Here is a 12,621-nt window from a genome sequence, read left to right as displayed (position 1 = left end):
ATGCAACGTGTAGAATTTACAAAAGAAATGAAAAAAACACATAAGATTCTTGTACCTATGATGCTGCCTATTCATTTTCAGTTCCTGCAAAATATCTTTCATAAAGAAGGTTATAATGTTGAACTATTAGAAACAAAAGGACAAAGCATTATTGATGAAGGATTAAAAAATGTACACAACGATACTTGTTATCCTGCCCTATTAGTCATTGGACAGATGATCGATGCCTTAAAGAGTGGAAAATACGATACTGATCATGTTGCTCTGGCAATTACCCAAACAGGAGGAGGCTGTCGTGCTTCCAACTATATTCACCTTCTTCGAAAAGCGCTTGTACAGGCAGGTTTTGCCCATGTTCCTGTTATCTCTGTAAACTTCTCTAAACTGGAAAAAAACAGTGGATTTAAACTAACTCCTAGTATGCTTCTACGTTTATTATATGGCTTTTTATACGGAGATATGCTAATGTGGTTAAAAAATCAATGTAAGCCATATGAACTGGAAAAAGGGTCCAGTGATGCCCTTGTGACAACCTGGATAGAAACAATTACACGTGAATTTGATTCTTTATCTTTTTTAAGACTTCAAAAAAACTATAAAGAAATGTTAGAAGATTTTGCTTCTCTTCCAAGAAGCGGAAAAAAGAAAATTCGTGTAGGTATCGTTGGTGAAATCTATATGAAATATGCACCTCTTGGAAACAATGATTTAGAAGAATTCCTGATTCATGAAGGCTGTGAACCAGTCGTTTCCGGAGTTCTTGATTTTGGTCTATACTGCCTGGAGAATGCAAAAATTGATTATGAATATTATAATCGCAATAAAAAATCACATACGATCGTTTCCCTTGCATCAGCATATATTCAAAACCTGCAGAAAAAAGGAAACAAACTAATTGAACAGCAGGGTATCTTCCATGTACCTGACAGTTTTCAGGAAGTCATTGAAAACAGCGAAGGTATGATTGATCGCGGTGTAAAAATGGGTGAAGGATGGCTTTTAACAAGTGAAATGGTTACCCTAATTAAAAATGGTGTAAACAATATTGTCTGCTGTCAGCCATTTGGATGCTTGCCAAATCATATCGTGGCAAAAGGTATGGCGAGAAAGCTAAAAAACAAATACCCGTATTCCAATATCGTTGCTGTAGATTATGATCCAAGCGCAACGAAAGTCAATCAGGAAAACCGCTTAAAACTAATGCTAAGCAATGCCAGATTAAATGAAACTTTCCTAAAGGAAAAACAGGAAGAAACAAATAAAGCTATCGCAAAACAAACTGCCTATGCATGCGATTAAGCATATTATTAACAGTAAATACATCGTCTATTTACTGTTTTTATTTTATACAATTTATTGTAAAATAAATACAGATGGAAAGAAGGAATGCTATGGTACATATAGGAAACAGCTGGGATGTCTTATTAAAAGATGAATTTCAGAAAGAATACTACCAAAAACTTCGTATATTTCTGGCAAATGAATATAAAACACAAACAATTTATCCAGATATGTATGATATCTTTAACGCATTAAAATACACCCCATATGAAAAAGTACACGCTGTTATTTTAGGACAAGATCCATATCATGGACCTAATCAGGCTCATGGACTATGTTTCTCTGTAAAAAAAGGAGTTGCTCCTCCTCCATCCTTACAAAACATTTTTTTGGAATTGCACAGAGATATAGGCTGTACGATTCCAGATCATGGAGAACTTACGCAATGGACAAAACAGGGGGTATTGCTTCTGAATACAGTTTTAACTGTACGAAAAGGACAGGCAAACTCGCATGCAAATAAAGGATGGGAGATATTAACAGATAGAATCATTTCTTTATTAAACAACAGAGAAGAACCCATCGTATTTTTATTGTGGGGGAAACATGCGCAAAACAAAGCTGCTTTGATAAGCAATCCTCAGCACCTGATTTTAAAATGCTCCCATCCAAGTCCTTTTTCCGCAGATTATGGATTTTTTGGATGTCGTCATTTTTCTAAAACAAATCAGTTTTTAAAAGAACACAATTTGCCACTCATCGACTGGCAGATACACTAAAGAAAGATAAAGGAGAAAAATAGATGTTAAAAGATGTTGCAGTAAAATATTATAGAAATGGCTATAACTGTGCAGAAAGTATTCTGCAGGCTGGAAATGAATATTACCATTTAGGTTTACATGAAAAAGATATGATTATGGCGGCTGCATTTGGAGGAGGTTTTCAGGTTGGAGATATATGCGGAGCATTATCCGGAGCTGCCTGTGTGATTTCTTCCCGTTATGTAGAAACCAAGGCACATGATTATAAAGATATGCGTGAAATTACACAAAAACTTGTATCTGCATTCCAAGAACGTATGGGTTCTCGTCTATGTTCACAAATAAAACCTGTTTTCCACACAAAAGAAACAAAGTGTGAAAATACTGTGGCAATAAGTGCTGAAGTTTTAGAACAAGTTATTCAAGAATGGGATGAGGCACAAAAACAAAGAAGTTAAAAAAGGCATTTTCTGCTATGACAAGCAGAAAAATGCCTTTTCTATTTATTCTTCATATCTTCGATCATCTGTTTTTTCTCACTTAGTTCTTCCCATCGCTCCATTAATTTTTCCAGTTCATTTTCTAAATTCATTCGTGTATCGCTTAACTGCTGGATCTTTTTAAAGTCATCCCCTGCCAAAGCCATTTCCTCATCTAAGGATTGAATCTTGTTTTGAATATCATCCATTTTTTGATCCATGCTTTCTAATTCCTGTTTTTCTTTTGTGCTCATTTTAGGAATACTTTGACGGACAGTTTTTTCTTTTTCCGTTTTTTCCTTACTATAAGATTGTTCTAGCTTTAAAGCACTATATCCTCCTGTATACTGACGAATAACACCATTTCCTTCAAAAACAAACATCTTATCGCATATACGATCCAAGAAATAACGATCATGTGAAACCGTAATAATAGCACCATTAAAATTATCTAGGTAATCTTCTAAAATCTGTAAAGTTTCAATATCTAAATCATTCGTAGGTTCATCAAGAAATAAGATATTTGGTGCAGATATCAATACTTTCAACAAATACAAACGTCTTCTTTCACCACCAGATAATCTTCCAATAGGTGTATACTGCATTTTTTTATCAAACAAAAATCTCTCCAGCATCTGTGATGCGCTAAAGCTTCCTTCCATGGTTTTAATTTCATTGCTGGTATCTTTAATATAATCTAAAACAGTTTTCGAGAAATCCATCTCTTCACAGCCTTGTTTAAAAAATGCAATACGAACCGTTTCTCCATGTTCAACGATTCCACTATCCGGCATTTCTTCCTTCGCAAGGATACGCATTAAAGTGCTTTTACCACACCCATTTACCCCAAGAATTCCTATACGATCATTTCGCTGTAAATGGTAGGAAAAATCATGAAACAAGACTTTATCTTTATAAGCTTTTGATAAATGTTCCCATTCCATTGTCTTTTTCCCTAATCGAGAAGTTAGTGTATCCAGTTTTACGCTGCTGCTTTCTTTATAATCTTCTATCTCATTTAATTTATGAAATCTTTCAATTCGATCTCTGCTTTTTGTTCCTCGTGCCTGTACGCCGGCTCTCATCCATTCCAGCTCTTTTCTAAGAAGATTTGCACGTTTTCTATCCTGCACCATCATCATTTCTTTTCTTTGTTCTTTCGCCTCTAAAAACTCAGAATAGTTTGCCTCATACGTGTACAGACAAGTCCGATCAATTTCTATGATTTTTGTACATACCCTTTCTAAAAAATAACGATCATGCGTTACCATAAATACAGCTTTACTAAATCTTTGTAAATAGTTTTCCAGCCATTCAATCATCTGGTTATCTAAATGGTTGGTAGGCTCATCCAAAAGCAGTAAATCACATGGTTTCAACAAAGCTCTGGCAAGAGCTACTCTTTTTCTTTGTCCTCCACTTAAATGTGCTACTTTTTCATCTACGTTATAAATTCCAAGCTTTCCTAAGATGGCTTTTGCTTCAAATTCCTTTATTTCTTTATCCATAGATAATATCTGATGAAGAATCGTATCCTCTTCCTTAAATACAGGATCTTGTGCCAAATAAGAAATACGAAGTCCATTTTTTCTTATCATCGTACCTTCTTCATATTTTTCCTCACCTGCAATCATTCGAAGCAAAGTTGTTTTTCCAGTTCCATTTACGCCAACCAAAGCTATCTTATCTTTATCTTCAATCGCAAAACTTACATCTTTTACGATACATTTTATATTTTGATGTTTTGTCAGATGTTCTGCAGACAAAAGCATACCATCACTCCTTGTCTTTATACGCTATTCATTTTATCACATGAAACATAAAAACAAAACAGCAGAATCCTGCTGTTTAACGAAGTCTCATTCCTTTTGGATACTTATTTTTTAACACACTTCCATCCCCTTTCGCAAAAGCGATTGGATGATGTTTCCATGTAAGAGCTGTATATCCTTTATAACCTGTTACAGGAAGTAAATTTCCCTTTAAATACCTTTGTGTTTCTTCCTCATTCATATCATAAATCTGCACAAAACATCCCTGATGTACTTGTGCACTATAAAAATGCTGATGAGGTTCAAAACGATTTTTCACAATATTCCCACATAAAATACCCTGGCGAAGAATATGAATATTTTTAAGTTTTATAAAAGGGGTATTCTTTGCATATACTTTATCCTGAATTTGCAGCGTATAGGAAGGAAGAAGTGTTAACTGCTGTTTCAAAAAAGATGCAGCACAAGGATCAATTTTTGAAGTAACTTCTTTTCTTCGATCATAAGAGGAAGATCCATTCTTTTTAAATTTTGCCACAAAATGTCCTTCTCCTTCATCCATTGGAAAAATTCTTCTTACTTTTTCTACTTCCAGATCTTTATACGCAAATCCACATCTTCCAAACGAAACTCCACTATCAATGAGCTCCATATCTGCATACTTCTTCAAAAATTCATATACGACATGTTCATTTTCCTCCATCGAATAGGTGCATGTGGAATAAACCAGAATCCCGCCTTCTTTTAATGTTTCATATGCACTATCTAATATATGAAGCTGTCTTTGTGCACAGGCTTCTACATGTTCTACGCTCCAGTCTTCCATTGCTTTGCTGTGTTTTTTAAACATCCCTTCCCCGCTGCAAGGCGCATCTACCAGCACTTTATCAAACCAGCCATGCATTTCTTTTTCCAAATCTTTTGGATGAGCATTGGTAATCATACATTCACTAAATCCTAAACGCTCCATATTGCTTAATAAAGCCATTGCACGTTTTGGCTCAATTTCATTACTAACAAGAAAACCGCTATGATTTAACTTTGCGGCAATCTGTGTGCTTTTCCCACCAGGTGCAGCACACATATCAAGTACCCAGTCTCCCTCTTCTACACCTAAAACTTCCACTGCACTGGATGCACTAGGCTCCTGCATGTAAAACAAACCAGCTAAGTGTGCCGGATGATTTCCTAATCCTTCTACTTCCTTTGGAAGATAAAAAGACTGTGGGCATATCGAAGATGGCCTAAGAGAACATACTCCCAGCTTTAAAAACTCTTCTACACTAATTTTTGATGTATTAACACGAAGACCACGATAAGCATCTTCTTCCAATGTTTCCAAATATTTCGGATATTCTTCCTTTAAATACTCTTCCATTCTTTTTAAAAACAATTCTTTCATAATAACCAACCATTCCTTTCCACTTCGCTCCAAGGCATACATAGTATTGAATAATTGCCTTTGACGAAGTCTTTTTTATTTCTATTTAATATTTAATTTCTAACTGAAAAATTTTTGTTGATTTATTAAAAAAATAGCATATAATAATAGTGACGAAGGAGAACTTGGTTCTCAAACTAGCGGATCAGCAATGGTCTGCTTTTTATTTTTATTTCTGTGTAAATTCTTGCATTACTTCAAAAATCTTAATGTATTTCAAGTTGAAATCATTTACTTTTAATTTTAAATCAACATAGGTAACATGATTAAATGAAGAAGATGCAAAAGTATTGGATAACAATTTAAACACTGCATAAATTTGTGATTCTTTAACTTTCTTCATTGGTTTTAGTTCAGATACAAGCAACGGAAATATTGGTTCATAGTGATTTACTACATTACGAATACGGCGAATAATTTCAAGTGCTCCAGAAAAATTCAAAATCTTTGCTAGCGAAATCTTTCCATAGTCTTCAATATCATAAAACTTTGAAATAATTTTCTTTTGAGAATTACTATCTAACATTGAAAATAAGATTTTAAGTTCTCCCAAAGTTAAAGAATTTGGTAATACCCACAGAGGTGCAATTACTTGAGTTTTCAAATAATGGCTAATCAATTGATTTGACTTTTCAATTGTACCTCCATCACGAGAAATACCTGTTCCAATCTCTTTCAAATGAATTAACAAATCTTTTTTACAATCAAGATTATATTGATCTTCTACATATCCATTCTTGGTTAAAATGAAGGGATAATTCGCACAAAATCTAGGCAAATCATCAAAATTACCACTTTCCAAAAAACGATCAATTTCTTCTATATAAGAGGTACAATATTTATCTTCATTCTCACTATTAACATATTTGCTGCAGATTTCTGAAAACAAAACTGTTTTAAACTTCTTTTCAAAAGAACCAATATAGGAATACATAGCAGTACAAAAGTTGTCATCCACTTTCACAATTTTAAGAATCTCTTCAAAATCAATTTCATTTATATAAATATGATTCCCTTTCTCGTCTCTACCATTAGAAAAGAACTCCTTATAAGGATTAATTAATGAAGAATAACTTCTCTCTTCAAAAATCTGTTTATGTTCATTTTTTACAATTATCTTTTTATTATCTTTTAAGTATTCAATTTGTTCATCAACAGATTTATATGTTTTTTTCATTGAATATCACCTGCAGAAATTATACCATGGTTATAGCCATACATAAATATTATAAAAAGACAAAAAAATGATAAAAGTTACTATTCACCGATAAAGTAGAAACAAGAAGAAGTCCGTTAAAATTTCTCGATCAGGAATTTATCTTAAACCTTGTCTGGTTGAAATTGCGCATGCAGCGCTAAAGGATAAAGAGCATACTTACTACGCCAACAAGTTTAATAAGTTGTCAAAACACAGAGGAAAGAGACAGGCATATATAGCCATAGCCAGAAAGATACTGGTAGCAGTAATCACATGCTTCTTACAGGAGAAACATGGAATCCAAGCAACTTGGTCGATATCGAAACACTGACAGAACAAAGGAAAAAATATCTTAAAAGCAATCTAAAATCAGACATTGGGCAATTATTAAGCATTGGACTTACGATTGAAGATTTAAAAGATTTTATCCAACAAAACGCTAAGACAATCCCTGTTTAACAACACCTGCTTTTTGGGGGCAAGAGGAAAATTTACCCTTTTTTACGATTTTCAGTCAATCAATTTCTATATTTTTATTCTGATTAATCTCATACTAACTTTGTTATTTTATCATATTTTCAATCATTCGCATACCAGTCCGGTAACACCGCTTCCTTATGTAAAACATAAAGAAGTACCCCTTTTTTCAAAAAATAAATACTTATACTCACAAGTAAAATCATCCCTAAATACAAAAACTGCTGTGGCATCGCTTCTAGTTTCCAAACCAGAAGTATCAGATATATAAAAGAGAAAAACAAAGATACACATAACCCTGTCCATACATCTTTTTTGATATATTTTAAAAATGTTTTCTCGTATTCCTTTTGTATGCTTTTCCGGCTGTTTCCATATGCATACCATATACTCATTTCTTCCTTCATATGCTTCATTGTTCTTTTTAACAGCCACATCATAACAATCCCATATAATAACAGCAAACAGACACTGCTACCTAATAGAAATATACTTAAATCTTGTATATCAAGTACTAGTAAACGAAATACATCATCACTTGGCAATACAGCATCATACGTATCGTTTGTATATAAGAAATGTAACGTACTTTCCAGCTGATCTTTCTTTCCATAATACATAACATTTTGTATACCTGCCCCACTTTGTACATAAGGTTCTAATACACTTTGTTTCATGTAAATAGTGGCATTATCATCAATATACCCCTGTTCTATTTCATCGTCATCTGGCAATAAAAATCCCTTGATAATAAAATCTTTTTGAAAAAATGCACTGGCATCTGGATTCGTAGAAATGGTATATGCCTGTACACGAACACTTTGATTTATCCACTGTTCTATATAAACCAAATATTCCCATATCTTTTCTTCATATGTTTTATTTTCATCAAAAAATATTCTCTGATATGGAAAGCCTAATAATACAGCACTTTGAAAATCCAGTACAACTTCATTTTCTTTAAGTGTATCTAATGAATTTAACACCATACTCCCATTTGTATAATATAAATAATGCGGATTTTCAGAGAAACGATTTATTTCATAGGAACGATTGTTTATTAACATGCGCTTGCTGCTTAATGGAAAACTTTGCATATTGGATAAAGGGTGATGCTGGATAAAACCTTTCTTTACAAACAGGTATGTATCATTCATATAAGGCATTTGTTTTTCCTTTGCATGCTCATAAGAAATCTCTTCTACAATTCCACTTATTCGCAAAGGAATGCCATACCAGTAAAAAACTTTTCCAAGATAATTTTCAAAAGATGTACCCTGCTCATTTATAAGATAGCGTGCAGCATCCAAGGTTAGTGCTGCTTCATTATACTCCTTTGGATAATACCCAGAAACTAGTTTTATCCCTGTATCTTCCATATTCTCTGCTTCATAAACTCCCATTGTAGATACAAATGGTACATTATTTGTTGTATAAATACCATTTAAGTAGGCGTTTGCCATATAAAAATCAACAGGAGCATAAGAAACCATTACATTTCCTTTTATATTCTTTTCAAGTTCTTTTATATCCTTATCTTGAAATTGCATATATTGTCTTGGGTATATATTTCCTAGGAAATCCTGTACATGTTTTTCAATTAAAAAATGCTGTTGTCCATGTTTTTCTAATATTTTCATCTGCATATCCACAACATTTAAATTTGTACATAAAAAGAACAGACTGAAACATCCTAGTATCAAAATCATAACTACACGTAAAGCACGATAAACAAAACGATAACGATATCGATAAGATAAAAAAGAAGGATAACTGTAAGGTTTTACTTTACCCTGTTTTATCTGTTTTTTATTCTTCAAAATTATACCTTGATCATCACTTTCTAAATATCCATCATGAAATTCAATACTGCGATCTGCATAATAAGATGCTTTTTTATCTCCTATAATAATTACCAGCATATATTCACTGCATTTTTGTAATAACTCATACACATATTCTCTTTCTTTTAAGGATAAAGGTGTACTATCTGGATAAAAAACTAACACCTTGCTTTCTTTCAACATACAGCGTGCCAGCAAAACACGAAAACACTGTTCAAAGGAAAGATCCTGCATAGTTTCTTTTTCAATCGTATATAAATCCCATAAATTCATGATTTCATAATATGCCTGTTCTTCATAAGATAAATGCATACAAACAACATCTTTCACACATTTATTTTTTATTATTTGAAAATCCGATACCAGAGAAGAAACATAGTGTTTTCTGTATTCTAAAAGGGTTTCTTTACAAACTGAAAAATCATCAATTTGAAACTTGCCTTTTTGTATGCTTTGTATACCACAAAAAATATCTGCAAGTAATTTTTCACTTTCACTGTCAGAGGAACTTATACTTATTATTCCACAATCTTCCAATGTAAAACTAATATCATGAAAATATGGTTCTGCACAAACATGTTCTATTTTCAGCATAGTGTCCCTCCTTTTCTTTTAAACTATCAAAATTACTCAAAACCGTCAATGCCTATATAAAAAATGTAAGAAAAAAGCAATAGATATAAAACCTATCGCTCATTCTTTCTTTTACTCACTGCGCAAAGCTTCTACCGGATCTTTTTTCGATGCGATACGAGATGGTATCAATCCTGCAATAATCGTTAATACCAAAGAAATAAGAACTAAAACAATTCCACCTGCAACAGGTAAACTGGAAACATTCGCTACCCCGCTCATATCTTCTATGATCATACTAATTGGAATATTTAACGCTACTGTAATTCCAATTCCAATCAATCCGGAAATCAAACCAATAATAAAGGTTTCTGCGTTAAATACACGAGAAATATCTTTTTTGCTGGCACCGATTGCACGCAAAATTCCAATTTCTTTTGTTCTTTCCAAAACAGAAATATACGTAATAATTCCAATCATGATACTAGATACAATTAATGATACACTTACAAAAGCCATTAATACATAACTAATCATATCAATAATGGATGTAACAGAATCCATCATTGTACCAACGATATCATTATAACTGATAACATTGCTTTCTTTGCCATCTGCTTCCTGTTTTTCATTATACGTATTGATTAGCTCTGCGACAGCTTCCTTGTCATCAAAACTTTTCGCATAAATATTAATGTAACTTGGAGAATTCATATCTACAGCACCAAGTTTTTCCAAATTAGATTCATAGGTTGCATTTACATTTTCGTTATAGCTAGACATATAAGCAGCCAAATCTTCCTGTGATAACATTGCCATCTGCATTTTCTGCTCATCACTTAAAGAAGATAAACTAAACTTTTCATTTTTAGAGAAAGGTGTACCTGTAAATACATTGGTGTCTTTGTTTTCTTTCTGTTCTTTTACAATATCACTTTTTTCTACTTCTTCTACGACATGTTTTTCTAATGCATTTGTATAGTAAATGCCTCCCATTTCACTTTTGGATAAAGCTTTTTCTTTTGGCTGAATGATTCCAACAACCTTCATGGTTTCTCCATTTTTCACAGCATTTTCAACATAAGCTTCATCATCGCTCATATCGATCCAGATTCCATTCATATTCTTATATAAATCACTATTTAAAACAAGTTTAAACTCCATATCCAATAATTCATCGATGGTATAGGATACCTGCTCATCTTTTTTAATTTCTTTTCCTTTCTGCAAAGCTTCAAAATTATCTGATAAATCATCCTGATTTAATAGTCCTAAAGAATATAGGGCATAATCTGTAATTTCTGAATCACCATCAACTGCCAAAACAACTTCATGATATTTTTTTGGCCAATTTCCCTTTAAAAGAGTATACTCTTCTTCTCTTAATGTTTTATTTTCTGGAAGCTTATTCCAAACTTCATTATTACTGGATGCCTGTGCTCCCATAAAAGATTCCTGCATTTGTGCCATATTGCCAAATCCCAGTTTCTCCATTACCTGATTAGGACTCACCTGAACAAGACCATTTTTCCCATGTTCATTAAATACATTCAATTTTAAATTATATCCATACTCGATAGCTTTCGTATGTTCTTTGAAAGCAGAATCGTTATCCAGATACTCTTTAAATGCAGCCAGGTTATTTTTATCCATTTGATCTGACATTGTTTCCATAATATCATTGATCATCTGTTTTGAATATATTTTATCATCAGCATGTTCCTTGCTTTCTGCATTCATTCCCATCATCGTCTGCATCATGACACTCATATCCATCGAATTGTCCTGAATGGTAATTGGATAAGAGGAAAGTGTTTCTTTTTCTACGGAACTGATATAGCTTTGTACCCCATTTGACAAAGATAAAATCAACGCAATTCCAATAATACCGATACTTCCAGCAAATGCCGTTAAAAAAGTTCTAGCCTTTTTTGTCATTAAATTATTTAAACTTAAAGATAAAGCTGTAACAAAAGACATCGATGTCTTTTTTAGCTTCATGATTTCATTTGTTTTTTCTTCTTCCAATGTATAAGGATTACTATCATCGACAACTTCCCCATCCAGTAAACGAATGATACGTGTAGAATATTTTTGCGCAAGCTCTGGATTATGTGTAACCATGATGACCAGTTTCTCTTTCGCAATCTCATTTAAGATTTCCATGATTGCAACACTTGTCGCAGAATCCAAAGCACCTGTTGGCTCATCTGCCAGTAAAATATCTGGATTATTTACCAAAGCACGAGCAATGGCAACACGCTGCATCTGCCCTCCACTCATCTGGTTAGGACGTTTATGAATCTGGTCTTTTAACCCCACTTTTTCTAATGCTTCTAACGCTCTTTTTCTTCTTTCATCGCGAGAGACACCAGATAATGTTAAAGCAAGTTCTACATTTGCTAAAACACTTTGATGTGGAATCAAGTTATAACTTTGAAAAACAAAACCTATCGTATGATTGCGATAGCTGTCCCAGTCTTTATCTTTAAAATCTTTTGTAGAACGATGATCAATCAGTAAATCTCCACTTGTATAATGATCAAGTCCTCCAATAATGTTTAACATGGTTGTTTTTCCACAGCCACTTTGTCCTAAGATGGACACAAATTCATTTTTACGAAACGATAAAGATATTCCTTTTAAGGCATGTACCGTTTCATTTCCACTGATATAATCTTTCTTTATGTTCTTTAGTTCCAGCATACTATACCTCTTTCTATATACTAAAATACGGGATTTATTTTATCACTTTTATAATCTATTAACAATCTAAATAACAAAAAGGGTAATCT

General features: G+C 33.0%; 9 protein-coding genes. 4 read left to right on the top strand and 5 right to left on the bottom strand.

Annotated features, from left to right (window positions below):
- The 3 genes from A9CBEGH2_RS00535 to A9CBEGH2_RS00525 all read left to right on the top strand — a co-directional run bounded on the left by A9CBEGH2_RS00535 (nucleotide 1) and on the right by A9CBEGH2_RS00525 (nucleotide 2,500).
- Nucleotides 1-1,299, top strand: coding sequence for a 2-hydroxyacyl-CoA dehydratase (locus A9CBEGH2_RS00535; protein ID WP_115715538.1), 1,299 nt, complete (start codon nucleotides 1-3; stop codon nucleotides 1,297-1,299).
- Between the two features lie 92 nt (nucleotides 1,300-1,391).
- On the top strand, nucleotides 1,392-2,060 hold the full coding sequence (locus A9CBEGH2_RS00530; protein WP_115715539.1) for a uracil-DNA glycosylase: 669 nt from the start codon (nucleotides 1,392-1,394) through the stop codon (nucleotides 2,058-2,060).
- Nucleotides 2,061-2,083: 23 nt separating this feature from the next.
- Nucleotides 2,084-2,500 (top strand): C-GCAxxG-C-C family (seleno)protein, encoded by a 417-nt coding sequence (locus A9CBEGH2_RS00525; protein WP_118277063.1) that lies wholly within the window; start codon nucleotides 2,084-2,086, stop codon nucleotides 2,498-2,500.
- Between the two features lie 41 nt (nucleotides 2,501-2,541).
- Here the strand turns inward: A9CBEGH2_RS00525 and A9CBEGH2_RS00520 are convergent, their stop codons facing one another.
- From A9CBEGH2_RS00520 to A9CBEGH2_RS00510, 3 genes are all read right to left on the bottom strand, one after another.
- On the bottom strand, nucleotides 2,542-4,293 hold the full coding sequence (locus A9CBEGH2_RS00520) for an ABC-F family ATP-binding cassette domain-containing protein (RefSeq protein WP_118277064.1): 1,752 nt from the start codon (nucleotides 4,291-4,293) through the stop codon (nucleotides 2,542-2,544).
- Between the two features lie 76 nt (nucleotides 4,294-4,369).
- On the bottom strand, nucleotides 4,370-5,695 hold the full coding sequence (locus tag A9CBEGH2_RS00515) for an RsmF rRNA methyltransferase first C-terminal domain-containing protein (RefSeq protein WP_163104126.1): 1,326 nt from the start codon (nucleotides 5,693-5,695) through the stop codon (nucleotides 4,370-4,372).
- A 208-nt stretch (nucleotides 5,696-5,903) separates the two neighbouring features.
- Nucleotides 5,904-6,911, bottom strand: coding sequence for an Abi family protein (locus A9CBEGH2_RS00510; RefSeq protein ID WP_118277065.1), 1,008 nt, complete (start codon nucleotides 6,909-6,911; stop codon nucleotides 5,904-5,906).
- A gap of 294 nt (nucleotides 6,912-7,205) precedes the next feature.
- On the opposite strand from A9CBEGH2_RS00510, the gene A9CBEGH2_RS00505 reads away from it, so the two are divergent.
- Complete coding sequence (locus A9CBEGH2_RS00505; RefSeq protein ID WP_118277066.1) at nucleotides 7,206-7,391, top strand: hypothetical protein; 186 nt, start codon at nucleotides 7,206-7,208, stop codon at nucleotides 7,389-7,391.
- Nucleotides 7,392-7,510: 119 nt separating this feature from the next.
- Here the strand turns inward: A9CBEGH2_RS00505 and A9CBEGH2_RS00500 are convergent, their stop codons facing one another.
- A complete protein-coding gene (locus tag A9CBEGH2_RS00500; protein ID WP_163104125.1) occupies nucleotides 7,511-9,847 on the bottom strand; it encodes a P-loop NTPase family protein in 2,337 nt (778 codons plus the stop codon).
- Nucleotides 9,848-9,958: 111 nt separating this feature from the next.
- Complete coding sequence (locus A9CBEGH2_RS00495) at nucleotides 9,959-12,532, bottom strand: ABC transporter ATP-binding protein/permease (protein ID WP_163104124.1); 2,574 nt, start codon at nucleotides 12,530-12,532, stop codon at nucleotides 9,959-9,961.
- Nucleotides 12,533-12,621: the final 89 nt, after the last annotated feature.

Origin of the sequence: Amedibacterium intestinale (assembly GCF_010537335.1) — a bacterium.
Taxonomy (GTDB): Bacteria; Bacillota_I; Bacilli_A; order Erysipelotrichales; family Erysipelotrichaceae; genus Amedibacterium; species Amedibacterium intestinale.
Note: the sequence above shows the minus strand (reverse complement) of the source record. Positions and strands in the feature narration are given on the sequence as shown.

Excerpts from the sequence above, each read along its gene's own strand:
- A9CBEGH2_RS00535 (WP_115715538.1), top strand. The coding sequence starts at position 1 with ATGCAACGTGTAGAATTTACAAAAGAAATGAAAAAAACACATAAGATT.
- A9CBEGH2_RS00530 (WP_115715539.1), top strand. The coding sequence starts at position 1,392 with ATGGTACATATAGGAAACAGCTGGGATGTCTTATTAAAAGATGAATTT.
- A9CBEGH2_RS00525 (WP_118277063.1), top strand. The coding sequence starts at position 2,084 with ATGTTAAAAGATGTTGCAGTAAAATATTATAGAAATGGCTATAACTGT.
- A9CBEGH2_RS00520 (WP_118277064.1), bottom strand. The coding sequence starts at position 4,293 with ATGCTTTTGTCTGCAGAACATCTGACAAAACATCAAAATATAAAATGT.
- A9CBEGH2_RS00515 (WP_163104126.1), bottom strand. The coding sequence starts at position 5,695 with ATGAAAGAATTGTTTTTAAAAAGAATGGAAGAGTATTTAAAGGAAGAA.
- A9CBEGH2_RS00510 (WP_118277065.1), bottom strand. The coding sequence starts at position 6,911 with ATGAAAAAAACATATAAATCTGTTGATGAACAAATTGAATACTTAAAA.
- A9CBEGH2_RS00505 (WP_118277066.1), top strand. The coding sequence starts at position 7,206 with ATGCTTCTTACAGGAGAAACATGGAATCCAAGCAACTTGGTCGATATC.
- A9CBEGH2_RS00500 (WP_163104125.1), bottom strand. The coding sequence starts at position 9,847 with ATGCTGAAAATAGAACATGTTTGTGCAGAACCATATTTTCATGATATT.
- A9CBEGH2_RS00495 (WP_163104124.1), bottom strand. The coding sequence starts at position 12,532 with ATGCTGGAACTAAAGAACATAAAGAAAGATTATATCAGTGGAAATGAA.